A 22,147-nucleotide genomic window follows, 5' to 3' on the forward strand; every position below is an offset into this window, starting at 1 on the left:
GCGGGGAGCCGGGGATGGCGGGGGCGGCGGGCGGCTCGGCCGCCGCCCCGGGGCCGGGGCCTGGTGGCGGGACCTAGAACTCGCTGTTGCGGAACGGCTTCTCGGGGCGCGTCAGGTGCGGCTTGCCGAGCACCTTCGGGGCGGACAGGGCGTAGATGCCGTGGTTGGTCAGCGCCCAGGCGATGTTGCGGTCCCACTCCACGTACACGCCGTGGGTCTGGTTGCCGTACGCGTAGTCCGGGGTCTGCGGGCCGTACGCCTTCGGCACGAAGTACGCCTCGATCTCGGGCTTCGCGGGCCTGGAGACGTCGAAGAACTGCACGCCCGCGTTGTAGAAGCCGTAGCCGAGGACGCCCGCGTCGTGCTTGCCGGGGTTGGTGTAGTAGCCGGTGCGCTTGGGGCCGAAGCTGCCGCGGCGCTGGCAGAAGTCCGCGAAGCCGGCCGCCCTGGGCGGGGTCGGGCGGGGCAGTACGCCGACGACGCGCGGGTTCTTCGGGTCCTTGGCGTCGATCTGGTAGACGTCCTTGTACGGCTCGTAGCAGTCCTCGGTGAGCGGGTAGCCGGAGTAGTAGATGATCCCGGTCTTCTCGTACTGCGAGACGTCGATGTTGTCGCCCTCGGTGCCGGAGACGGACGGCGGCAGGTCGAGGTGGCCCACCGTCTTCATGTCGGCGGGGTTCGAGACGTCGAGGACGGTGAGGCCGTAGCCGCCCATCGCGGCGAAGGCGTAGCGCCCGCCCTTCTCCACGGGCTTGGGGAGGAACAGCGGCATGCGCGCGCCCATCCAGCTGGTGCGGTTGCCGCAGCGCGGGTTCTTGCGGTACGCCGCGTCCTCACCGGTGCGCTGGCCGGGCAGGTGCCAGGTGTCGAGCAGCTTCGGGCGGGCGGGGTCGGACATGTCCCAGGACTGGTAGCCGGCCGAGTGCAGGTTGGTCGGGTACTCGGAGCCGGAGTAGGTGTCGTCGGGCGCGGTGGCGACGAACATGTACTTCTCGCCGGTCCAGTACGGCACGTCCAGCGAGCCGGAGCCCTGCTGCGGCTTGGTGGTGTCGGAGTGCAGCGGGTCCTTCTGGGTGGCGTCGGTGGAGACCGTCGCGAGGAGCTTCCAGTCCTTCTTGCGCGGGCCGTCGAGGCGGAAGACCTTGAAGCCCTTCAGGCCGGGCTTCTCGCGCAGCTTCTTCACGCCCTCCGGGTTGTTGTACTTGTCCTCGGCGGGGTCGTCGGTGAGCTCGCTGATCTGCCGCTTGTCCTCGAAGCTCATCACCATGACGTAGGCGTTCAGCTTCTTGTTCCACTGGACGGTGGAGGCGCCCCAGTAGTCGTCGGGTGCCCAGGAGGCGTTGCCCTTGGTCTCGTCGCCGTCGACGTCGTCGCGGGTCAGCTTCTCGACGACCTTGACCTTCTTGACGTCGGTGATGTCGTAGACGCGGCCCTCGGAGCGGTCGTACTGGAACATGTACCGGCGGCCGTCGAAGTCGACGACGTTCTGCCAGGTGTGGAAGTAGTCGGGGGTGAAGTCGGCGCCCTCGTAGGCGGCTTCGACCTTCATGTTCTTGATGTAGGACTTGGTGTCGTAGTCCTTGTTCCGCCCCGGGAAGGAGTGCTCGTGCTCCTCGTCGACCGGGGTCTGCGCCGGGTGGCGGAAGCTGCCGTCGAGCTGCATGCCGTACGCGCCGGGGTCGGCCGGCTCGGGTCGGCGGTCCTCGCAGACGTCGACGATGTTCGGGTCGGTCGCGGTCGCGGCGCTGGTGGCGGTGGCGCCGGAGGTGCCGGGCGCGAGCAGCGTCGCCGCGGTGGCGGTGACCACGGCCGTGGCCAGCACCGCCTTCTTGGTGCGGAGGGATCGCATGGGAGTCCTAGGGGTCTCGACGGCGGAGAGGGGACTTGCGATGGGGTGTCGGGGTGGTGCGGGTTCGTGCCGCCGTCCGCGCGCTGGGGGTACGGGGACGGGCCGTGCGGGTCGCGTGCGCGCGCCGGGGTGTGCGTCGCGCACGGGTGACGGGGTGCCGGTCCGGTGGGGGCCGGACCGGCCGGGGATCCCGTCGGTGGGGTGCCGGGGCCGTCAGGTGACGGTCGGGCGCTCCTGGAACTCGGCGGCCCGGTGGGCGCCCGAGGTCGCGATGGCGCGCAGCTCCTCCACGGCGTGCAGGACGTCCGCGTGGGTGAGGTAGAGCGCGTTGAAGCCGAAGCGCAGCAGGTCGGGGGCGCGCATGTCGCCGATGACGCCGCGCGCGGTGAGCGCGGCGACCAGCGGGTACGCCTCCGGGTGGCGCAGCGCGACCTGGCTGCCGCGGCGCTCCGGTTCGCGCGGGGTGGCCAGGGTGAAGCCGAGCCCGTCGAGCAGTTCGTCGGCGCACTCCTGGAAGAACCCGGTCAGGGACAGGCTCTTGGTGCGCACGTCGTCCATGTCCACGCCGTCGAACGCGGTGAGCGCGGCCTCCAGGGCGACCAGCGAGAGCAGCGGCGGGGTGCCGATGCGGGCGCGGGTGATGTCGGGCGCGGGGGCGTAGTCACCGGACATGGAGAAGGGCGCGGCGTGTCCGTGCCAGCCGGTGACCGGGTGGTCGAAGTCCTGCTGGTGGCGGCGGGCGACGTAGGCGAAGGCGGGGGCGCCGGGGCCGCCGGAGAGGTACTTGTAGCCGCAGCCGACGGCGAAGTCGGCCTCGATCGCGTCGAGTCGCACCGGCAGCGCGCCCGCCGCGTGGCACAGGTCCCAGTGCGCCAGGGCTCCGGCGGCGTGCGCGGCGGCGGTGAGCGCGGCCATGTCGTACAGCTCGCCGGTGCGGTAGTCGACGGGGGCGTACGCGGCGACGGCGACCTGCTCGCCCTCGGCGGCCAGCACGGCGGCGGCCTCGCGGGCGGGGACGCGGCGCACGTCGAGGCCGAGCAGGCGGCCGACGGAGTCGGCGATGTACTGGTCGGTGGGGAAGTGGTCCGGGTCGGTGAGCAGCAGGCGGCGGCCGGGGCGCAGCCGGGCGGCGGCGACCAGGGTGTTGAAGAGCTGCACGCTGGTGGAGTCGCCCGCGACGACCTGGCCGGGGGCGGCGCCGATCAGGCGGCCGACGGCGTCGCCGGTGCGGACGGGCGCCTCCCACCAGCCGTTGGCGTTCCAGGAGCGGATGAGGTCGGTGCCCCACTGGCGGTGGACGGCGTCCTCGATCGCGGCCGGGACGGCGGCGGGCAGGGCGCCCAGGGAGTTGCCGTCGAGGTAGGTGACGCCCTTGGGCAGGGTGAAGCGGTCGCGGACGCGGGCGAGCGGGTCGGCGGCGTCGAGCGCGGCGGCGCGCTGGTTCAGCATGCGGGTACTTCCTCGGTACACGAAGGGGCGGTGCCGGTGGGGCCGGCGGTGGACGCGCCCAGGTCGAGCGCGATGTCGGTGAGCAGGTCCTCCTGGCCGCCGACGAGCCCGCGGCGGCCGGCCTCGACGAGGAGGTCGCGGGTGTCGAGGCCGTGGCGCGCCGCGGTGGCCTCGGCGTGCCGCAGGAAGCTGGAGTAGACCCCGGCGTAGCCGAGGGTGAGCGTCTCGCGGTCGACGCGCACGGGCCGGTCCTGGGTGGGGCGTACGAGCGCTTCGGCGGCGTCCATCAGGGGGAAGAGGTCGCAGCCGTGCTCCCAGCCCATCAGGTCGAACACGGCGACGACGGGCTCCAGCGGGGCGTTGCCCGCGCCGGCGCCCTGTCCGGCGAGCGAGGCGTCGACGCGCAGGGCGCCGGCCTCGACGGCGACGACGCTGTTGGCGACGCCGAGCCCGAGGTTGTGGTGGGCGTGGATGCCGATCTCGGTGGTGTCGTCCAGGAGGTCGCGGTAGGCGCGGACGCGGTCGCGCACGCCGTCCATGGTGAGGCGCCCGCCGGAGTCGGTGACGTACACGCAGTGCGCGCCGTAGGACTCCATCAGCTTGGCCTGGCGGGCGAGCAGGGCGGGCTCGGCCATGTGGGACATCATCAGGAAGCCAGAGACGTCCATGCCGAGTTCGCGGGCGAGGCCGATGTGCTGGGCGGAGATGTCGGCCTCGGTGCAGTGGGTGGCGACGCGCACGGAGGTGACGCCGAGCGCGTGGGCGCGGCGCAGGTCCTCGGCGGTGCCGATGCCGGGCAGCAGCAGGGTGGTGAGCCGGGCGCGCTCCAGGACGTCGGCGGCGGCCTCCAGCCACTCCCAGTCGGTGTGGGCGCCGGGTCCGTAGGTGACGGAGGAGCCGGACAGGCCGTCGCCGTGGGCGACTTCGACGGCGTCGACGCCGGCGGCGTCCAGGGCGGCGGCGATGGCGCGGACCTGGTCGGTGGTGTAGCGGTGGGAGACGGCGTGCATGCCGTCGCGCAGGGTGACGTCCTGGACGTAGACGCGGGTCATCGGGCCGGGCTCCGTTCGGCCAGGCGCTCGGCGGTGCGCAGCGCGGCGGACGTCATGATGTCGAGGTTCCCGGCGTAGGCGGGCAGGTAGTGGGCGGCGCCCTCGACCTCCAGGTAGACGGAGACCAGCAGGCGTCCGCCGCCGCCGAGCGCGACGAGCGGGTCGTCGGCGGCCAGGGTGCGGAACTGGGGCTCCTGCTTGAGCCGGTAGCCGGGCACGTACGCGGCGACGGACGCCGCCATCTCCCGTACGGACTGCGCCACTCGGTCGGTGTCGCAGTCGTCGGTGACGCAGTGCACGGTGTCGCGCATCAGCAGCGGGGGCTCGGCCGGGTTGAGGACGATGATGGCCTTGCCGCGGGTGGCGCCGCCGACCTGTTCCAGGGCGCGGGAGGTGGTCTCGGTGAACTCGTCGATGTTGGCGCGGGTGCCGGGTCCGGCGGAGCGGGAGGCGATGGAGGCGACGATCTCGGCGTAGTGGACCGGGGCGACGCGCGAGACGGCGGCGACGACGGGGATGGTGGCCTGGCCGCCGCAGGTGACCATGTTGACGTTCTTGGCGTCCAGGTGCTCGTCGAGGTTGACGGGCGGCACGACGTAGGGGCCGATGGCGGCGGGGGTCAGGTCGATCAGGGTCTTGCCGTACGGCGCGAGGGCCTCGGCGTTGGCGTGGTGGGCGGCGGCGGAGGTGGCGTCGAAGACCACGTCGACGTCCGCGAAGCCGTCCAGGGCGATCAGGCCCCGTACGCCGTCGGCGCTGGTGGGCACCCCGAGGCGGCGGGCCCGGGCGAGGCCCTCGGAGTCGGGGTCGATGCCGATCATCGCGGCGGCGGTGACCGCGCCCGAACCGCGGATGATCTTGATGAGCAGGTCGGTCCCGATGTTTCCGGATCCGATGACGGCGGCCTTCATCGGGCGCCCTCCTTCACCAGGTGGTGCAGTCCGAAGAAGCGGACGGCGTTGCCGCCGAGCACGGCGGACCTCTCGTCGTCCGTCAGCGCGCTCTCGCGCACCAGCCGGCCGATCTCCTCCTCGCCCAGCGGGAAGGGGTGGTCGGAGCCGAGGAGCACCCGCTCCGCGCCCATCACGTCGACGAGCAGGCGCAGCGCGCCGGGGTCGAAGACCGCCGAGTCGACCGAGAAGCGCTCGGTGTACGCGGACGGGGGTCTGGGGCTGTCCGCGCGCACCAGGTCGCGCCGGTGCCAGGCGTTGTCGGCGCGCCCGAGGAGGTACGGGAAGCTGCCGCCGCCGTGCGCGAACAGCAGCCGCAGCGAGGCGGGCAGCCGCTCGAAGGCGCCGGACAGGATCAGCGACAGGATCGTCAGGTGCGTCTCGGCGGCCATGCCCGCGAGCCAGGCGAGCATGTAGCGGGAGAAGCGCGGCCCGGTGGGCAGGTCCCAGGGGTGGACCAGGACGGCGGCGTCCTGCTCGGCGCAGTGGGCGAGGAACTCCACGAGCGCGCCGTGGTCGAGGTCGCGGTCGCCCAGGTGGTTGCCGATGTGCACGCCGCGGAAGCCCTGGCGCATCGCCTCGGTGACGACCTCGCAGGCCGCCTCGGTGTCCTGCAGCGGCACCTGGCAGAGCGGGGCGAGCCGGTCGGGGGCGTACGAGCTGTAGTGCAGGATGCGGGAGTTGACCATGCGGCACCAGTCGGCGGCCCGCCGGGTCTCCAGGCCGTATCCGAACATCAGCGGCGTGCTGGACAGCACCTGCACGTCGACGCCGAGCCGGTCCAGGTCGGCGACGCGTTCGGCCGGGTCCCACAGGGTGCGGCGCACCGGCCGGTACTCGCGGGCGCCGGACATCATCATCCCGGCGTCGGGGCCGTCGGAGGTGCGCAGCCAGGGGCCCTCGTCGGAGCCGGTGAGCAGGCGCGACTCGGCGCGGCCGATCTCGGGGAAGACGTGCGCGTGGGTGTCGACGACGGTCATGCGCCCGCCCCGTCCCTGCGGGTGCGCGGGCGCAGCGCCTCGGGCCACTCCCTGCCCGGGTGCACGGCGCCGCAGTGCTGGCAGGTGCGGGCCGACTCGTCGCCGTAGAAGGCGTCGAAGACGGGCGGCAGGTCGTCGACGATCGAGGTGAGCTGCACCTCGCTGCGGTGCACCAGGTGGTGGCAGTCCATGCAGTACCACTCGAAGGCGTCGCGGCTGCCCTGCGGCCGGGCGAACTCCACGACCAGGCCGATGCTGCCCTCCTCGGGACGCTGCGGCGAGTGGCGCACGTGCGGCGGGAGCAGGAAGACGTCGCCCTCGCGGATGTGCACGTCGCGCGGCGGGCTGCCCTCCTCGTCCATGACGCGCAGCACCATGTCGCCCTCGAGCTGGTAGAAGAACTCCTCGATCGGGTCGTCGTGGAAGTCGGTGCGCCGGTTGGGGCCGCCCACGACCGTCACCATCAGGTCGGCGTCCTGCCAGATCTGCACGTTGCCGACGGGCGGCTTGAGCAGGTGGCGGTGCTCCTCGATCCACGCGTGGAGGTTGAACGGGGGCATGGTCATGCGGGCTGCTCCTGGTTCGTGCCGCTGATCGGCAGGTGGGCGACGGCGCTGATCTCGATCAGCAGCTGGGGGTGCGGGAGTTGGTGGACGGCGACGGTGGTGCGGGCCGGTCCCGTCTCGTCGAAGTACTCCGCGTAGACCTCGTTGTAGCCGCCGAAGTCGTTCATGCTGACGAGGTAGGTGGTGACGGACACCAGGTCGCCGAGCCCGCCGCCGACCGCGCCGAGCAGGTTGCCGATGTTCTCGATGACCGCGCGGGTCTGGGCCCGGATGTCGAGGTCGGTGACGCCCATCGGGTCGGCGCTCGCGCCGGCGAAGGTGCCGTCGGGCCTGCGGGAGCTGGTGCCGGAGACGTACACGAGGTCGCCGGCGCGGCGCAGGTGGGGGAAGCGGCCGCGGGGCTCCGCGGCGCCGGGGACGATCATGCGGTCACGCCCTTGTCGGTGGTGAGGGCCACGGTGCCGAGCCCCGCGACGGTGGCCCGCACGTGGGTGCCGGGCGGCAGCGGTACGGCGGCGGTGGCCGCGCCCGCCAGGATGACGGTGCCCGCGGGCAGTTCCCCGGCGAGCCGGGCGGCGGCGGCCAGGGCGCGCAGCGGGTGGCCCAGGATCGCGGCGGTGGACCCGGTCTGCGCGAGGCGGCCGTCGAGCTCCAGGAGCACGCCGAGGTTGCCCAGGTCGCCGGGGGCGCTCCAGGGGCCGAGGGCGTACCCGGCGGCGGAGGTGTTGTCTGCGATGACCTCGGGCAGCGAGAACCGGAAGCCGTCGTAGCGGGAGTCGATGACCTCCAGGGCGGGGGCCACCGCTGCGACGGCGGCGGACGGGTCGCCGCCGGGGCGCAGCACGTCCCCGAGCAGGAAGGCCACCTCCGGCTCCACGCGCGGGTGGATGAGGCGCGTGGTGTCCAGGCTGCCGCCGTCGGCGACCTCCATCCGGTCGGTGATGCGGCCGTGGATGAGGTCGGAGACGCCCATCTGGCGCATCTTGGCCACGCTGGTGAAGCCGAGCTTGAAGCCGGTGATCCGCTCGCCGCGGGCCACCTTCCGGGCGACCAGGGCCTGTTGGACGGCGTACGCCTCGTCGGTGGTGGTGAGTCCGGTGGTCCCGCCGGGCAGCGCGCGGGCCTCGCGGGCGGCGTCATCGAGCCGTTCGGCGACCGCTTGGACGTTCATCGTCGTGCCTCCTGCTGTTCCGTACCGGCCGCGTCGGGGTTCCCCGTACCGGCCGCGTCCGCGTCGGTGCCGAAGGCCGCGCGGACGGAGCCGAGTCCTTCGATGCGCGCTTCGAGTACGTCTCCGGGGGCGACGGCCGTCATGGGCCCGAGCGCCCCGGTGAGCACGGTGTCCCCCGCCCTGAGCGGGTGGCCGAGGCGGACCAGGGTGTCGGCGAGCCAGACGGCGGCGTGCAGCGGGTGGCCCAGGCAGGCGGCGCCCGCGCCGGTGGAGACGGGCTCGCCACGGCGCTCCAGGACCATTCCGGCGGTGCGCAGGTCGAGGTCGCGCAGGGACACCGGCCGGGTGCCGAGCACGTAGGCGCCGCTGGAGGCGTTGTCGGCGATGGTGTCGACGGCGGTGATGTCCCAGTCGCGGATGCGGCTTCCGACGACCTCGATGGCGGGCAGGGCGAAGCCGGTGGCCCGGATGACGTCGGCGACGGTGTGCCGCTCGTGGGTCAGGTCGTGCTCAAGGACCAGGGCGACCTCGGCCTCGGCCTTGGGCTGCAGGACCGTGCCCCAGGGCAGGTCGGCGCCGTCGGGCACCACCGCGTCGTCCAGCAGGACGCCGAAGTCGGGTGTGTCGACGCCGAGTTGTTCCTGTACGACGGCGGAGGTCAGGCCGATCTTCCAGCCGGTGACCCGGCGCCCCTCGGCGAGCCGGCGGTCGGTGAGCAGGGACTGCACGGCGTACGCGGTGTCCAGGTCGCCGGCGGGCAGCACGTCGCGCACGGGCGCGCAGGGCACCCCGGTGCGCCAGGCCCGCTCGATGCGCTCGGCGGCGGTCCGTACGGGGTCGTTCGCGGCGGAGGTCACGGGACCGGTCGTCGTGCTCACAGCTTCACGCACACGTTCATGGGCTCGGAGAAGAAGTCCAGGGAGTGGTCGCCGCCCTCGCGCCCGATGCCGGACGCCTTCACACCGCCGAAGGGGGTGCGCAGGTCGCGCAGGTTCCAGGTGTTGACCCAGGCGATGCCGACCTCCAGGGCGGGGGCGACCCGGTGGGCGCGGGCGAGGTCGCCGGTCCAGACGGTGGCCGCGAGGCCGTACTCGCCCGCGTTGGCCAGCGCCAGGGCCTCCTCCTCGGTGTCGAAGGGGGCCAGGTGGACGACCGGGCCGAAGATCTCCTCCCGTACCGCCGGGTGGTCCTCGGGCAGGCCCGTCAGGACGGTCGGCTCGACGAAGAAGCCGCCGTCGCGCTCGTCGTCGAAGCGCGGCGCGCCGCCGCCCGCGAGGACCCGGCCGTCGGCGGCGGCCCCGCGCAGGTGGCCGAGGACCTTGTCGCGGTGGGCCGCGGAGACCATCGGGCCGTAGCCGCTGAGCTTGCGCGCCTCTTCCGCGAGCCGCCCGGCGAACTCGTCGAACACGGACCGCTCGACGTACAGCCGCTCGGTGCACAGGCAGACCTGGCCGCTGTGCGTGAAGGCGGAGCGGACCGTGCCCGCGACCGCCTGCTCCAGGTCGGCGTCGGCGAAGACCAGGCCGGCGTTCTTGCCGCCCAGTTCGAAGGAGACGGGCGCCAGGCGGGCCGCCGCGGCGCGCATGATCGTGGTGCCGGTGCCGGACTCGCCGGTGAAGGCGATGGCGTCCACGCCCGGGTGTTCGGTCAGCCACTGCCCGGCGGCGTTCGCGCCCTCGCCGTGGACGAGGTTGAAGACGCCGGGGGGCAGTTCCGCTTCGGCGGTCACCTCGGCGAGCAGGCAGGCCGTGCCCGGGGTCAGCTCGGAGGGCTTGGCGACCACCGTGTTGCCCATGGCCAGCGCGGGCGCGACCTTCCAGGTCAGGAGCAGCAGCGGCAGGTTCCAGGGGGAGATGACCGCGACCACGCCGAGCGGCTTGCGCACCGTGTAGTTGAGCGCGCCGCGCCCGTCCGGGGTCACCGTGTGCCAGGACTGCTCGGCGCGGCCCGCGAGCAGGTCGGCGTAGGCGCGGAAGTTGGCGACGGCGCGCGGGATGTCGACCGTGGCGGCCAGTTCGCGCGGCTTGCCGGTGTCGGCGCACTCGGCGGCGACGAACTCCTCGAAGCGCCGCTCGATACCGTCGGCGATCCGGTGCAGCACCCGGGAGCGGTCGGCCGGGCTCCACGCGCCCCACGGCCCGCGCAGCGCGTCCCGGGCGGCGCCCACCGCGCGGTCGACCAGGTCGGCGGACGCGCCGGGCACCTCTCCGACGGTGCGTCCCGTGACCGGGTCGACGAGCGGGAACGGCTCGCCGGACGCGTCGAACCCGCCTCCCACGTAGTGCCGCACGGGTGAGCTCACCTTGCTGACCTCCTTGCCAGGCCGGGGACTTCGGTTCGTCGCCCCCGGAGCGTGCAGGCATCATGCGCCGACTCGGGTATGCCGAACCAATGCCGATTGGTGTAGTTCCCATATCGATCCGGGTATGGGAGGGTCGGTGGCGCGCCGCGCACGGGGTTCGCGTCCGGTTCGTACGCGGTTCGTGGGCGGTTCACGGGGGTCCACACCGCCGCAACGACGTCATGCGCGGGACGCACTCCCGACGTACTCCCGACACCCCCGGCAGCACTTCCGCAACGAACGCCCCGGAAGGAGCGGTTCGCGTTGGACCTCCTGGACGGCCGGCTGAAGTTCCGGCACCTCACGCTCCTGGTCGCGATCGTGCAGCACGGCGCCGTGGCGCGGGCGGCGGAGTCCCTGCACCTGACCCAGCCCGCCGCCACGCGCACGCTGCGGGAGCTGGAGGCGATCGCGGACCTGCCGCTGTTCGTGCGCGAGCCGCGCGGGATGCGCCCGACGGTGTACGGGGAGGCGCTGGCCGGGCACGCCAGGGCGGTGATCACCGAGGTGCGCAGGGCCGGGGAGCACCTGGAGGGACTGCGCCAGGGCCACGAGGGCACGGTCACCGTCGGCACCCTGTTCGCGGGCGCCAACGTGCTGCTGCCGCGCGCGGTGGCCCGGCTCAAGCGCGAGCGCCCGCGCCTGACGGTGGTGGTGCGGGAGGGCACCCTCGACGTGCTCCACCCGGCGCTGCTCGGCGGGGAACTGGACGTGATCGTGGGCCGGGTGGGCCCCGCGCCCAAGGAGGGCGAGCGGCTGCACCAGCGGATGCTCTACCGGGAGCGGATCATGCTGGCGGTACGGGCCGGCCACCCGCTGCTCGACGACGCGGCGGCCACCCTGACCGACGCGCTCGCCTTCCCGTGGATCCTGCCGGTCGAACAGACCGCGCTGCGACAGGAGTTGGGGGCACTGTTCGTGGAGCGGGGCCTGGCCCTGCCGGTGGACCGGGTGGAGTGCACGTCGATCCTGACGATGCGGGCCCTGCTGCTCCAGACGGACATGGTGGCGCTGCTGCCGGAACTGGTGCTGCGCGACGACGAACGGCTGGCGGCGCTCCCGGTCGAACTGCCCTCGGTGGGCCGCACGGTGGGCACGACGGAAGCATCCCACCGCACCCGCACCCCGGCACTCCAGGCCCTCCTCCAACACCTGGAGGAGGAGGCGGCGCTGCTGCGGGGAACGTTGGGGCGGGGGGCGGGAGACGGCAGCCCGGGGGGAACCTGACTGCCGGGACCGGGGGACGTCGGGGCGGGGGCGTCGGGGCGGGGGCGTCGGGGCGGGGGGGCGTTGTAAGGGTTCCGTGAGGCCCGGTGGTCTTTCGGCTCGGCCGCGGGTGACCTACGCCCCTACTCCCCCGGGCGTCCCTCCGCGAGGCTGGACGGATCACCGTACGCCGGTGAACGCCCGCCGAAGAACGACCGAAAGCACGGACGACCTGTGACTGCCCACCGAAGCGCACGCCAGCGGATGCACGCCGAACGCGAGAAGCAGGCCCGCGCGGCCCGGCGGCGGCGCCACCTGGTCGTCGGCGGCGTCTTGGCCGGGGTCCTGGTGGCGGGCGGCGCGGTCGCCCTCACGGTGAGCGCCGAGGACGGCGACACGAGCAGCAGCGCCGCCGCCGCCGACGGGCCGCTCGTCACGCCGAAGAACACCACGGAGTCCGGCGGTTCCGTCGTCGTCTACGGCAACCCGTCCGCCAAGCGCACCCTCGACGTCTACGAGGACCCGCGCTGCCCGTTCTGCGGCATCGTCGAGCGCGGGCTCGGGTCCACCATGCAGAAGCTGGCGGACGAGGGGAAGGTCAAGGTCCGCTACCACGTCGCGACGTTCCTGGACGACGCGACGGGCGGCGGCGGTTCGAAGAACGCCCTCGCGGCGATGGGCGCCGCTCTGGACCAGGGCCCGAAGCAGTTCGCCGCGGTGCACGCCGCGCTCTACGAGCACCAGCCGGAGGAGTCCTCCGACACCTTCGCCGACACCTCCGAGCTCCTGAAGCTGACCGCCGGGGTCCCCGGCCTCGACCAGGCGGCCTTCAAGAAGGCCGTCCAGGACGGCACGTACCTCCCGTGGGCGAAGAAGGCGGGCAAGGACAACGGGCGGCACCTCGACGACGCCTGGGCGAAGGCGAAGCTGCCGGGCCGTCCGGGGACCCCCGCGGTCTTCCTGGACGGCGAGCGGCTGAACGTGGTGGCGAGCCCCCAGTCGGCGATCTCCCCGGCGGACTTCACCAAGCTGGTCACGAAGTAACCCGCGGCAGCCCGCGCGGAGTGGCCCGATGGGTCGCCCGCGCGGGGGGCCCGAGGGGGTCGCCCGCGCGGGAAGTCCGGGCCCGGCCCTCACGGGAGTCGCCTCACGGGAAGTACAGCGCCGCCTTCTCCAGTACGTGGCCCGTGAACATGCCGCCCCAGGCGACCCGCCCCCGGTACAGGGTCGTCCGCACCACGTCCGGCGCGGCCTCGACCGTGATGGGGCGGCTGATCAGGGTCGTGTCGAGGATCCGGGCGTCCTGGGCCGCCCACTGCGCCGCCTCGGGACGCACCCGCGTGCTCACCAGCGCGGGCAGCACCAGCGCCGCGTTGCGGGCCCCGGGGATGCCGCCCCGCAGCCCCTTGGCGTAGCTCATGGCCCAGACGGTGAACTCCCCCAGCGTCGCCGCGTCGACCTCGGGCACGGCGGCCGCGAAGACGAACAGCTCGGCCTTGGTGCCGAACCAGCGGGCCTTGCGGTCGGCCCGGGCCCCGGCCACGACGCGCCGGTCCTTCCAGGGCGGCGTGGTCACCGTGCACCTGTCGGCGGTCAGTCTCGCGTGGAGCGCCGTGAGGTACGCGGCCGCGGCGTCGGCCGCCGGTTCGGTCTCATGCGGATTCATCCGGGAATCCTCCAACGCCCTTGGCCCGTAAGGGAAGAGGGCGCGACGGCACTCCTACGGGACGCTCGACGCGGCACCCGGCTCGGAACGCTCAGCGCGGCCGCCCGGCCTCCCAGGCGGCCTCGATCATCCGGAAGACCTCGTCCACGGCGGCCTCGGGCTCGTCCGCCTCGCGGGCCAGCGCGTAGGCGTCGATCACGAACCGCGCGAGCGCGCGGCAGGCCGTGTCGCCCGGCGCCGCGCCCAGTTCCGCCGCGACCGCCGCCGCCAGCGCCTCCGTGTGGCGCAGCCGCATCGACTCCTCGTACTCCCGCAGGTCGGCGGTGGCGAGGACCATCTCCCAGACCGGCCCGGCGCCCTCCCCGGTGCAGTGCCGCACCATGACCAGGACCTCGCGGCGCAGGGCGGGGACCAGCGGTTCGCCGGGCGCGCGGCCGGTGACCGCCTCGGTGAGGCGCCGCTCGAAGTCGGCGTCCTGCTCGAAGACCAGCGCCTCCTTGGCCGGGAAGTGCGCGAAGAGCGTGGTCACGGCCACGTCCGCCTCGGCGGCGACCTCGCGGATGCCGACCGCGTCGTACCCGCGTTCCAGGAAGAGCCGCAGCGCGGCATCGGCGATCTTCTGGCGGGTCGCGGCCTTCTTGCGCTCGCGACGTCCGGCGGGCTCGTTCATGCGCGGACGCTATCAGATGCGGAATACTCACGAATTCGAAACACTACCGACTACGAAACACTAACCGTTAGTGTTAACGTCGGCGGCATGAAGATGGTGAGCTTCGCCGAGTTCGGCGGTCCCGAAGTCCTGCACCTCACAGACGCCCCGGAGCCCCACGCGGGCCCGGGCCGCATACGCATCGCCGTCCGCGCCGCGGGCGTGAACCCAGTCGACTGGAGGCTGCGCGAGGGCCAGGTCCTCGGCGCCCACCCGCTCCGGCTCCCCTCGGGGGTCGGCCTGGACGCCGCCGGGGTGGTGGACGAGGTGGGCGAAGGCGTGGAAGGGGTCGCGGTCGGCGACCGCGTCTTCGGCGAAGGGACGTGTACGTACGCCGAGTTCGCCGTCCTGTCGGCCTGGGCCCCCATGCCCCGGGGCCTGGACTTCGAGGAGGCGGCGGGATACCCCTCGGTGATGGAGACCGCCCTGCGGATCATCGGCCAGACCGGGGTACGCCCGGGCCAGACCCTGCTGGTCAGCGGCGCGTCCGGCGGCGTCGGTTCGGCGGTCCTGCAGATCGCCCGCGACCGGGGCATCGCGGTGATCGGCACGGCGGGCGCCGCCAACCAGGACTACCTGCGGGAGCTGGGCGCCCGGGCGACGACGTACGGCGAGGGCTGGGTCGAGCGGGTGCGGGGGCTCGGCCGGGTCGACGCGGCCCTCGACCTGGCCGGCTCGGGCGTGGTCCGCGAACTGGTCGAGCTCACCGGGGACCCGGGGCGCGTCGTCTCCATCGCCGACTTCTCGGCGCCCGCCCTGGGCGTCCTCTTCTCGGGCGAGGCCGGGAGCGTCCCCGACGCGCTCGCGGAGGCGTCCCGGCTGATCGCGGCGGGGAAGCTGCACATCCCGGTGGAGCGCTCGTACACCCTGGCCGAGGCCGCCCTCGCGCACGCCGACAGCAAGGCGGGGCACACGCGCGGACGGCGGGTGATCGTCGTCTGACGGACCCGGCCGGCCGACGGGAACGCGTACGTCAGGAGCACGTACGTCAGGAACGCGTACGTCAGGAACGCGTACGGCGGCGGCGCAGGGTCACGGCGACCAGCGCGCCGCCGGCCACGATCGCGGCCACCGCTCCCCCGATGAGCCCGGGGCCCACCTCGGACCCGGTGCGGGCCAGGTCGCCCGTCGGGGGCTTCGGCGCCCCGCTCCCCTCCCGCGGCGGGACCGGGGCGCCGGGCGACGGGGTCGCGGAGCCCGACGGGGTGGGGTGGCCCTCGGCCGGGGGCCTGGGCGACGGGCTGGCGGGCGTCGCCGACGGCCGCGACGGGGTCGGGCCGGGCGCCGGGGTGTCCTGGGTGCCCGTGGGCAGGCAGCCGCGGAACGGCATCTGGTGGGTCTCCGCGCCGGAGACGCTGGTGAGGGTCTTCGCGACGACCGCGCCGTTGACGTGGCCGGGACCGGTCTCGCCGCCCGGGGTCCTGGCCCCCAGCCGCACCTCGGCGCCGGGCGCGAAGAGGGTGCCGGGCCAGGAGGTGTAGTTCTTCTGGACCCGGGTGGCCTGCGGGAAGTTCCACAGGAGGCGCGAGCGGAGCTGCTTGAAGGCGGGGCTGCCGGCCGCGTAGTCGTCCTGGACGTACGCCCCTCGCTCGGCGTCCCAGAGCAGGACGCTGTGGGTCGGGGCGGTGCCCATGTCGTAGGACGAGCCGGTGACGTTGACGACCGTGGACGACGCGGCCGGGACCTTCACCCGGATCTCGGCGGCCTTCTCCAGGACGGACGCCTCGACGGTGAAGACGTTCAGGCGGGGGTCGCCGCCCTCCAGGGTGAGGGTCGCACCGGACGGGGTGGCCGTGCCGCCGGGCTTCAGCGCGCCCCACTTCCCGGACAGCGCGCGGAGCCTGGCGAACTCCCGGCCGAAGTCGAACGGGGCCGAACCCTGCGCGGCCTTCCCGTCGAGGGCGAACTGCCCCTCGGCGGAGGCGTCGACCAGCTTCCCGTACACGCCCGTGCCGTGGCTGAGGACGACCTGGCTGGCGTGCAGGGTCCCGGCGACGACGAGGCTGTGGCCGCCGGGAAGCGCCTTCAGGTCGTCGGCGGTGAGCTTGGACCCCACCGAGAAGCCCACCTTGGTGGCCGGGTCGCCGAAGCGCGCGTCGCCGCCCACCGCGACGGCGCCCTCGGAGTCCGACACCCGCGTGGAGTCCCCCTCGACGAACTCCGCGTACCGCCCGGCGACGCCCAGCGGCTCGGTGGCGCAGGCGGTGGTGGCGGAGGCGGCGGGGGCGAGGCCGAGGACGAGCGACCCGGTGAGGGTGAGCGCGGCGACGGCTGCGGTCGTACGCATGCGGAACTCCAGGTGGTGACAAGGGAGATGGGAGTGCGGTGACTCTCCGCTACTCGTTGATCACCTGTCAACGCACCATATTTCCGACCAATCTCGACTGACCCGTGAATATCGACTTAAGGGAGTCTGAGGCCCCCTTAAGCCATGATCAACAAGTGGCGCACATCACAGGCCACAAAGCCGTTGCGGCCCGCGGCGGCCGGAGCGACACTCGCCGCATGCGTGATCGACTCCAAGCCGGCGAAGGACTGCTGATGCGCCCCTGGGCGCCCGCGGACGCGGTGGCGGCACTGGCGGCGATGTCGGAGCCCAGCATCCGCTGGCAGCTGCCCGCACCCATGGCGGCGGTCGAGGACGCCGAACGCTGGATCGCCGCCCGCGGCGAGCGGTGGGAGTCGGGCGAGGCCCACCACTTCGCCGTCGTCGACGGTGCGGGCACGCTGCTCGGCAACATGGCGGTGGGCAACGTCAACCACGACCACCGGACCGGTTTCGTGTCGTACTGGCTCGCCGAGGCGGCGCGGGGCCGGGGAGTCGCGACGCGGGCCTGCCGCGCGCTGTGCCGCTGGAGCTTCGACGAACTGGACCTTTTCCGCCTGGAATTGGGGCACCGAACCAACAACCCCGCTTCCTGCAAGGTGGCGCTCGGAGCAGGCTTCACCGTGGAGGGGTACGAGCGCCAGAAGCTGGAGTACGACGGGGTGCGCTACGACGTCGAACGCCACGCCCGCCTGGCCACCGACCCGGAACCGTCCGTACGGGACTGAGGCGACCGCCCGTTGGCGCGAACGGGTGAGACACGCGCGGGACGCGAGCGGCGGGGCTCGGCGCCGGGGAAGCTGCGGGCATGACCAAGACCTCGAAGATCCGCGCGGCCCTCGGCGTGGCGGCGGCGGCCCTGCTGACCACCGGCGCCCTCGCGGCCCCGGCCGCCGCGTACGACGCCCCCGCCCCCACGACGCAGCAGACCACGAGCACCCCGGCCGCCGGCGCGCACTGGCTGGTCGGCTCGTGGGCCGAGCGCGTGGACAAGTCCCGCCCGGGCATCACCTTCTACACCAGCAAGCTGACCTTCACCCGCGACGGCCGCTTCACCCTGGTGCCGGGCGTGCAGTGCAACGACCGGATCTGCCCGCAGTTCAAGCTCGCCCTGAACCAGGGCACGTACCGCGTCACCGGCCGCACGATCCACCTCAAGGGCAACCTGGGCACCCTGCGCGGCCGGGCCCTGTGCCACGACGTGATCGCGGTCGACGACCACTACCTGGAGCGCACTCGGGGGCGTTGAGCCGGGCCGGTAGTCCAGAAACGCGGCACGGAGTGCCGATGGCCCGTCACGGCCACCGGACGTACCCATCGGTCATTCCGTGCCGGCCGAAGCGTCTTCGAGCGCGGCGTCCCCTCGCTCGAGCAACGCGACGACGACACCCGGACGTCCCAGGTGCCGGGCCCTGGCCGGAGGGATCGTCCAGTGCACGGCGTGGTCCGGGGTCGTACGGTTCACCGCCGGGACGGGCATCCACGCCCCGCTGCTTCGACACACGGCGTGCGGCGATGTCCAGTGGGCGGCGGTCTGCGGTGGGACGAGGGCGTAGTACCAATGGTCATAGGTTCGGATCACCGGGCCGAGCCCGAACCGGGAGAGTGCGGTGGCGATGGAGTACGGAGCAGCCGCGTCGTGCCCGGTGGCCGCGTAGACCAGTTGCTCTGGCATGCGAATCGCGTCGAAGAGGGTGCCCATCGGGATCATCGGCGGTCGAAGCCCGTGCCGCCATGCCGCTCGCGCTTCCTCGGGGTGCGGCAGTGCGCTGGCGAGCCACGTGCTGACCTCTCCGTCCGGTTGGGGGTGGTACTGCTCAGTCGGTGTCTGGCGCATCGCCGCTCCATCTGCCTGTGTGCTGAGGACAGCCAGATGGTGGCCCCTGCGAAGCATCACGAGTGCCACACCCTGTAGCACCCCAACTCGTCCGAAGGGGTTGTCTAGAGGGCTCCGACCCATTCGGCGAACGCGGTCAGCTCCTCCGCACCCGAGCGGCGAAGGCGACGCAGCGTGGCCGCGTTCTCCCGGGCCCACGGGTGTTCGCGAGTGTGCTGGGGAGCAACACGTCTGGCGGCCTTGAGGGACTCGAAGGCGTCCTGGGGTCGTCCGGCCCAGAGTTGGGCGCGCGAGAGTTCGATGTAGAAGCCGCTGCGGCGCTCAGCGGGGAGGTCGTCCGGAGGACTCCAATTCGCGGCGATCTTCAATGCTCGGCTGACGTGTGCCTGGCCCATGGCGACGGTGAGGGACAGTTCGTGGATGCGTACGGACGACGGGCCGAACGCCGTCCCGCCGTAGATCCCTTCGCCTACGGTCTCGCTCAGCCGTCGGGCCTCGCGAAGGTGGGTGTCGGCGGCGTGGTGGTCCGGAATGCGCGCGGCGACGACCGCAGCCCTCATGTGCAGGGCGCCCCGGGCGGCCGCCGTGGCGGTGCCGTAGGCCGGGGGTGCTTCATCCAGCGCCGCTTCAAGGGCTTGCAGCCCGGCGCGGTGTTCGCGGGCCGCGAAGAAGACTTCTGTGCGTACGTAAGCCGTGTGGGCGGTGAGAAGGGGATCGTCGGCGTGCTCGCAGGCCCAACGCATGAGGTCGATCAGACGGGCCGACAGGTCACGGGCGCCGTGCTTGTAGGCGACGGCGTCCGCGGCGCGCGCGACGGTGGCAAGGAAGCGGGCCGCCGCGGGACGGTCACGTGCGGTGGCCGTGTGGAGGTGGCGGATCGTATCGGTCAGCAAGGTGGGCGCGGCCAGGGCGAGTTTGCCGTACTGGGCGGCCAGCCTCCACTTGAGGGCGTCGTCCACCGCGGCGCGGAGCTGCGCGGCGTCACGGGCCGGTGGGCCCTGGGGGAAGTCGAACCCTGCGAGCGAGGCGGACATCCTCGGCAGAGCGAGGTGGACGCGGTGTTCGGTGCCGGTGTAGCCGGAGGCGAGGCGCGAGGCATCGACGCCGAGCGCGGCAGCGATGGATTCGAGGGCACTGTCGCTGGGGTTGCGCCGGCCTTGCTCGATGGCGCGGACAGTGGCGAGGGAGAGGTACGCGCAGCGGGCGAGGACGGGCTGGCTCATGCGCTTGGACTGGCGGATGGCGGCGATGCGTCCGCCTACTTCGAGCGCGCTGTCACCGGGCATGCCGTTCTCCATTCGGGTTCCCCGTCGCACCGTATCCGCGCGGAGGACGCCCGGCCCGGGAAAGGCACTACCCAGCACACCGAAGGGTGGTTGTCGCCGGCGTTCTACGGCCGGGCGATGTCGGCGAGGTCGAGGAGGGAGCCGATCCGCCAGTCCGCGGCCGCGATGAGCTCGGGGGCGTCGGCCCACAGGTGTCCCCAGGGGCCACGCCTGAGGTGGGCCGTCCGCAGCCCGGCGGCCCGGGCGGGGAACGTGTCGTTCTGCGGGTGGTCGCCGACGTACAGGGTGCGCTCCGGGGCGGCGCCGGACTCCAGCAGGACGCGGGCGAAGAACCGCGGGTCGGGCTTGGCCACGCCCCACTCGCCGGAGGTGGCGACGAGGTCGGCCGGCAGGTCCAGGGCCGCGAGCATCGCACCGGCCTTCGCGGTCTGGTTTCCCGCGACGATCACCCGGACACCTCGACGACGGAGCTCCGCGAGGGCGGGACGCACGTCGTCGTACAAGTCGCTCTCGTCGAGCAGTTCCCCCTTCCCGGCGGCCTCGCGGGCCGCGTACTCGGCCGCTACGTCCAGGCCAGGCTTGACGAGGCGGAGGGCGTCGGCGTTGTCGCGCCCCTGCGCGACGACGGCGCCGACGAGGGCGGAGACGGTGTGTCCGGGCACGTTCAGCCAGTCGGCCCAGCGGGCCCAGTAGCGGTCGTCACGCGTGAGGGTCTCGCCCACGTCCAGCACCACGGTATCGATCACGACACGAGCCTAGGTCCAGCGCCGGGGCGTTGATCAGCCGCCCGCTCACGCGTTTTGGTGGCGCCTGCACTAAATGTCAGCTTTTGTCTGATCATATGGGCACCGCGGATCGGAGGTCTCGCGGTGTCCACTGTTCCCCGTCGTCTCGCCGTCCGGCTGCTCGCCTGTGCCGGCATGGCCGTGACCGCCGATGCCGTCGACCGTGTCAGGAGGGCGACGAGGAGCTCCTCTCCCCCGGCCCCCGGCTCGCCCGAAGCGGGTGCGCTCACGCGCGTCGGGCGGGAGAACCGGCGGGCGGGGTCGAGCGGGTGGCGGGTGGGGCGCGGTCCCGTGGGGCCGGTCAGGGACGACACCCGCGAGATCCAGGGGTACGCCTCCGCCACCTCCGTCGGGCACGGCGAGCAGATCCGCTTCCACGTGTCGGTGTGCGCGGCGCCGCTGTTCCGGGTCGCCGTGCACCGCCTGGGCCACTACGGCGGCCTGGGCGGGCGGCTGATGGTGATGAGCCCGTGGCTGGAGGGGGTCGTCCAGGCGCCACCGGACAGGGATCCCGACTCGCGCCTGGTGGCCTGCGCCTGGGAGCCGTCCTGGAGCCTGGACGTACCGGCCGACTGGCTCTCGGGGTTGTACGTCGCGGTGTTCGTCTCCGAGACCGGGCACCGCAGTTGCACGCCGTTCGTCGTGCGCGAGCCGGAGCGGCGCTCGGACGTCCTGGTGGTGCTGCCGTTCACGACGTACGCCGCGTACAACGCCTGGCCCCTGGACGGGGAGACCGGCACCAGCCTCTACCAGGGGTACGGCGAGCCGGGGCGGCTGGGCGGGGGTGCCGCGCGTGCCGACAAGGTGTCCTTCGACCGGCCCTACAGCCACGACGGGGTGCCGCGGCTCTTCGAGATGGACAGCAGCTTCGTGCGGTGGGCCGAGGAGGCCGGGTACGACGTCACGTACGCGAGCGGGGTGGACCTGCACGAGGGGCGCGTCGACCCCGCCCGCCACCGCGCCCTCGTCTTCCCCGGGCACGACGAGTACTGGTCCGGCGAGATGGTCCGGGCGGCCGGGCGGGCCGTCGCGGGCCGCACCCACCTGGCCTTCCTCGGCGCCAACAACGTGTACTGGAACGCCCGCCTGGAGCCGTCCGCCTCCGGCGCCCCGCACCGCACCGTGGCCTGCTACAAGGACCGCCCGGACCCCGCGCCGGACGGCGACGGGCCCACCACCCTGTGGCGTGACGTCGGGCCCGGGCGCGCCAAGGCCGAGCAGGGTCTGCTCGGCGTCCAGTACAACGGGATCGTCGACGCGCCCCGCCCGCTGGTGGTGCGCGAGGCCCACCACTGGCTGTGGGCGGGCACGGGGCTGTGGAACGGCGACGAGCTGCCGGGCCTGGTCGGCGGCGAGGCGGACGGCCTCGACCTGACACCCGGGACGCCGCGCCCGGCGGGTGCGGAGGTGACCCTGCTGTCGGCGTCGCCGTACCGCTACAAGAACCACGGCGGGAAGCGCGACGTGACGCGCGTCCAGAACACCGCCCTGACCCGGCACCCGGACGGGACCCTGGTCTTCGTGGCGGGCACCTTCCACTGGCCGCTGGCCCTGACCGTCCCGAAGTACCGGAACGAGCACGTCAGGACCGTGACGCGCAACCTCCTCGCCCGGATGCTGGCGTGAAACGCCGATGCGAGGAAAGCGGGCGGAATCGTCGCTTACCAGGGCTTTAGCGGTGTCCGATTAGCGTTGATTTTGCCCCCTCTTTACCGCCCGGGTCCCGCCCGGGCCCGGCGGACGGAGCTCCTCATGCAGCGCCTCACCACCGTCATCACCGCCCTCAGCGTCCTCGTCCTGGCCGGCATCGTCACCACCATCGCGGTCGGCGTCGCGACCACCAGCAAGGCGACCTCCACCGGGACGTCCTCGGCCTACGGCACCACGAGCGGCTGGCACGCGGGCGCGGGCTCCGGCGTGTTCGTGCCGGAGCCCGCCGACGGCGTCAGCCGTGGTACTTGATGTAGCCGTCGC

At 73.3% G+C, this 22,147-nt stretch carries 23 protein-coding genes; 7 read left to right on the forward strand and 16 right to left on the reverse strand.

Annotated features, from left to right (window positions below; translation table 11 throughout):
• Positions 1-73: 73 nt before the first annotated feature.
• The 10 genes from ABT160_RS35845 to ABT160_RS35890 all read right to left on the reverse strand — a co-directional run bounded on the left by ABT160_RS35845 (position 74) and on the right by ABT160_RS35890 (position 10,319).
• Positions 74-1,849, reverse strand: a complete 1,776-nt coding sequence (locus ABT160_RS35845) for an LVIVD repeat-containing protein (protein WP_351652172.1) — start codon at positions 1,847-1,849, stop codon at positions 74-76.
• 213 nt (positions 1,850-2,062) lie between these two features.
• A complete protein-coding gene (kynU, locus tag ABT160_RS35850) occupies positions 2,063-3,298 on the reverse strand; it encodes a kynureninase (protein ID WP_351652173.1) in 1,236 nt (411 codons plus the stop codon).
• Positions 3,292-4,350, reverse strand: a complete 1,059-nt coding sequence (gene dmpG / locus ABT160_RS35855) for a 4-hydroxy-2-oxovalerate aldolase (protein WP_351652174.1) — start codon at positions 4,348-4,350, stop codon at positions 3,292-3,294. Before dmpG ends, kynU begins: the two co-directional genes overlap by 7 nt.
• Positions 4,347-5,261, reverse strand: a complete 915-nt coding sequence (locus ABT160_RS35860; RefSeq protein WP_351652175.1) for an acetaldehyde dehydrogenase (acetylating) — start codon at positions 5,259-5,261, stop codon at positions 4,347-4,349. Before ABT160_RS35860 ends, dmpG begins: the two co-directional genes overlap by 4 nt.
• The gene (locus ABT160_RS35865; protein ID WP_351652176.1) at positions 5,258-6,280 is read right to left on the reverse strand and encodes an amidohydrolase family protein; all 1,023 of its coding nucleotides are present in this window, start codon (positions 6,278-6,280) and stop codon (positions 5,258-5,260) included. The genes ABT160_RS35860 and ABT160_RS35865 overlap by 4 nt, the downstream gene beginning before the upstream one ends.
• Positions 6,277-6,846 carry a 3-hydroxyanthranilate 3,4-dioxygenase gene (locus ABT160_RS35870; protein WP_351652177.1) on the reverse strand — a complete coding sequence of 190 codons (570 nt, stop codon included), beginning with the start codon at positions 6,844-6,846 and terminating at the stop codon, positions 6,277-6,279. The genes ABT160_RS35865 and ABT160_RS35870 overlap by 4 nt, the downstream gene beginning before the upstream one ends.
• Entirely contained in the window at positions 6,843-7,271 is a 429-nt protein-coding gene (locus ABT160_RS35875; RefSeq protein WP_351652178.1) for a RidA family protein, read from the reverse strand. The genes ABT160_RS35870 and ABT160_RS35875 overlap by 4 nt, the downstream gene beginning before the upstream one ends.
• Entirely contained in the window at positions 7,268-8,017 is a 750-nt protein-coding gene (locus ABT160_RS35880) for a 2-keto-4-pentenoate hydratase (RefSeq protein ID WP_351652179.1), read from the reverse strand. The genes ABT160_RS35875 and ABT160_RS35880 overlap by 4 nt, the downstream gene beginning before the upstream one ends.
• Positions 8,014-8,895: a 2-keto-4-pentenoate hydratase gene (locus tag ABT160_RS35885; RefSeq protein ID WP_502984362.1), complete on the reverse strand. Its 882-nt coding sequence runs from the start codon at positions 8,893-8,895 to the stop codon at positions 8,014-8,016. The genes ABT160_RS35880 and ABT160_RS35885 overlap by 4 nt, the downstream gene beginning before the upstream one ends.
• Positions 8,892-10,319 carry a 2-hydroxymuconic semialdehyde dehydrogenase gene (locus tag ABT160_RS35890; protein WP_351652181.1) on the reverse strand — a complete coding sequence of 476 codons (1,428 nt, stop codon included), beginning with the start codon at positions 10,317-10,319 and terminating at the stop codon, positions 8,892-8,894. Before ABT160_RS35890 ends, ABT160_RS35885 begins: the two co-directional genes overlap by 4 nt.
• Positions 10,320-10,622: 303 nt before the next feature.
• Between ABT160_RS35890 and ABT160_RS35895 the strand changes: the two genes are divergently transcribed.
• Positions 10,623-11,585, forward strand: a complete 963-nt coding sequence (locus ABT160_RS35895; RefSeq protein WP_351652182.1) for a LysR substrate-binding domain-containing protein — start codon at positions 10,623-10,625, stop codon at positions 11,583-11,585.
• 213 nt (positions 11,586-11,798) lie between these two features.
• Positions 11,799-12,608 carry a thioredoxin domain-containing protein gene (locus ABT160_RS35900; protein WP_351652183.1) on the forward strand — a complete coding sequence of 270 codons (810 nt, stop codon included), beginning with the start codon at positions 11,799-11,801 and terminating at the stop codon, positions 12,606-12,608.
• 103 nt (positions 12,609-12,711) lie between these two features.
• Here ABT160_RS35900 and ABT160_RS35905 read toward each other — a convergent pair whose 3' ends face one another.
• The gene (locus ABT160_RS35905; protein ID WP_351652184.1) at positions 12,712-13,230 is read right to left on the reverse strand and encodes a hypothetical protein; all 519 of its coding nucleotides are present in this window, start codon (positions 13,228-13,230) and stop codon (positions 12,712-12,714) included.
• Positions 13,231-13,321: 91 nt separating this feature from the next.
• Positions 13,322-13,900 carry a TetR/AcrR family transcriptional regulator gene (locus ABT160_RS35910; protein ID WP_351652185.1) on the reverse strand — a complete coding sequence of 193 codons (579 nt, stop codon included), beginning with the start codon at positions 13,898-13,900 and terminating at the stop codon, positions 13,322-13,324.
• Between the two features lie 87 nt (positions 13,901-13,987).
• On the opposite strand from ABT160_RS35910, the gene ABT160_RS35915 reads away from it, so the two are divergent.
• A complete protein-coding gene (locus ABT160_RS35915) occupies positions 13,988-14,881 on the forward strand; it encodes an NADP-dependent oxidoreductase (RefSeq protein WP_351652186.1) in 894 nt (297 codons plus the stop codon).
• Between the two features lie 61 nt (positions 14,882-14,942).
• Here the strand turns inward: ABT160_RS35915 and ABT160_RS35920 are convergent, their stop codons facing one another.
• A complete protein-coding gene (locus tag ABT160_RS35920) occupies positions 14,943-16,226 on the reverse strand; it encodes a choice-of-anchor A family protein (protein ID WP_351652187.1) in 1,284 nt (427 codons plus the stop codon).
• A gap of 218 nt (positions 16,227-16,444) precedes the next feature.
• On the opposite strand from ABT160_RS35920, the gene ABT160_RS35925 reads away from it, so the two are divergent.
• Together ABT160_RS35925 and ABT160_RS35930 are read left to right on the forward strand one after the other, a co-directional pair.
• On the forward strand, positions 16,445-16,993 hold the full coding sequence (locus ABT160_RS35925) for a GNAT family N-acetyltransferase (RefSeq protein ID WP_351652188.1): 549 nt from the start codon (positions 16,445-16,447) through the stop codon (positions 16,991-16,993).
• An 80-nt stretch (positions 16,994-17,073) separates the two neighbouring features.
• Complete coding sequence (locus ABT160_RS35930) at positions 17,074-17,514, forward strand: hypothetical protein (RefSeq protein ID WP_351652189.1); 441 nt, start codon at positions 17,074-17,076, stop codon at positions 17,512-17,514.
• Positions 17,515-17,586: 72 nt separating this feature from the next.
• On the opposite strand, the gene ABT160_RS35935 is transcribed toward ABT160_RS35930, so the two are convergent.
• The 3 genes from ABT160_RS35935 to ABT160_RS35945 form a co-directional block, all read right to left on the reverse strand.
• The gene (locus ABT160_RS35935) at positions 17,587-18,102 is read right to left on the reverse strand and encodes a hypothetical protein (protein ID WP_351652190.1); all 516 of its coding nucleotides are present in this window, start codon (positions 18,100-18,102) and stop codon (positions 17,587-17,589) included.
• A 104-nt stretch (positions 18,103-18,206) separates the two neighbouring features.
• Entirely contained in the window at positions 18,207-19,388 is a 1,182-nt protein-coding gene (locus ABT160_RS35940; RefSeq protein WP_351652191.1) for a helix-turn-helix domain-containing protein, read from the reverse strand.
• A gap of 104 nt (positions 19,389-19,492) precedes the next feature.
• Entirely contained in the window at positions 19,493-20,134 is a 642-nt protein-coding gene (locus ABT160_RS35945; protein WP_351652192.1) for an HAD family hydrolase, read from the reverse strand.
• Positions 20,135-20,464: 330 nt separating this feature from the next.
• Between ABT160_RS35945 and ABT160_RS35950 the strand changes: the two genes are divergently transcribed.
• Both ABT160_RS35950 and ABT160_RS35955 read left to right on the forward strand, forming a co-directional pair.
• Positions 20,465-21,799 carry a N,N-dimethylformamidase beta subunit family domain-containing protein gene (locus tag ABT160_RS35950; protein ID WP_351652193.1) on the forward strand — a complete coding sequence of 445 codons (1,335 nt, stop codon included), beginning with the start codon at positions 20,465-20,467 and terminating at the stop codon, positions 21,797-21,799.
• 126 nt (positions 21,800-21,925) lie between these two features.
• Positions 21,926-22,135: a hypothetical protein gene (locus ABT160_RS35955; protein ID WP_351652194.1), complete on the forward strand. Its 210-nt coding sequence runs from the start codon at positions 21,926-21,928 to the stop codon at positions 22,133-22,135.
• The last annotated feature ends 12 nt before the right edge of the window (positions 22,136-22,147 follow it).

The organism is Streptomyces sp. NPDC001941 (assembly GCF_040296945.1).
Classification (GTDB): Bacteria; Actinomycetota; Actinomycetes; order Streptomycetales; family Streptomycetaceae; genus Streptomyces.

Coding starts and splice junctions, on each gene's coding strand:
- ABT160_RS35845 (WP_351652172.1), bottom strand. CDS start 1,849: ATGCGATCCCTCCGCACCAAGAAGGCGGTGCTGGCCACGGCCGTGGTC.
- ABT160_RS35910 (WP_351652185.1), bottom strand. CDS start 13,900: ATGAACGAGCCCGCCGGACGTCGCGAGCGCAAGAAGGCCGCGACCCGC.
- ABT160_RS35860 (WP_351652175.1), bottom strand. CDS start 5,261: ATGAAGGCCGCCGTCATCGGATCCGGAAACATCGGGACCGACCTGCTC.
- ABT160_RS35875 (WP_351652178.1), bottom strand. CDS start 7,271: ATGATCGTCCCCGGCGCCGCGGAGCCCCGCGGCCGCTTCCCCCACCTG.
- ABT160_RS35880 (WP_351652179.1), bottom strand. CDS start 8,017: ATGAACGTCCAAGCGGTCGCCGAACGGCTCGATGACGCCGCCCGCGAG.
- ABT160_RS35930 (WP_351652189.1), top strand. CDS start 17,074: ATGACCAAGACCTCGAAGATCCGCGCGGCCCTCGGCGTGGCGGCGGCG.
- dmpG (WP_351652174.1), bottom strand. CDS start 4,350: ATGACCCGCGTCTACGTCCAGGACGTCACCCTGCGCGACGGCATGCAC.
- ABT160_RS35915 (WP_351652186.1), top strand. CDS start 13,988: ATGAAGATGGTGAGCTTCGCCGAGTTCGGCGGTCCCGAAGTCCTGCAC.
- kynU (WP_351652173.1), bottom strand. CDS start 3,298: ATGCTGAACCAGCGCGCCGCCGCGCTCGACGCCGCCGACCCGCTCGCC.
- ABT160_RS35905 (WP_351652184.1), bottom strand. CDS start 13,230: ATGAATCCGCATGAGACCGAACCGGCGGCCGACGCCGCGGCCGCGTAC.
- ABT160_RS35955 (WP_351652194.1), top strand. CDS start 21,926: ATGCAGCGCCTCACCACCGTCATCACCGCCCTCAGCGTCCTCGTCCTG.
- ABT160_RS35925 (WP_351652188.1), top strand. CDS start 16,445: ATGCGTGATCGACTCCAAGCCGGCGAAGGACTGCTGATGCGCCCCTGG.
- ABT160_RS35935 (WP_351652190.1), bottom strand. CDS start 18,102: ATGCGCCAGACACCGACTGAGCAGTACCACCCCCAACCGGACGGAGAG.
- ABT160_RS35920 (WP_351652187.1), bottom strand. CDS start 16,226: ATGCGTACGACCGCAGCCGTCGCCGCGCTCACCCTCACCGGGTCGCTC.
- ABT160_RS35870 (WP_351652177.1), bottom strand. CDS start 6,846: ATGACCATGCCCCCGTTCAACCTCCACGCGTGGATCGAGGAGCACCGC.
- ABT160_RS35940 (WP_351652191.1), bottom strand. CDS start 19,388: ATGCCCGGTGACAGCGCGCTCGAAGTAGGCGGACGCATCGCCGCCATC.
- ABT160_RS35865 (WP_351652176.1), bottom strand. CDS start 6,280: ATGACCGTCGTCGACACCCACGCGCACGTCTTCCCCGAGATCGGCCGC.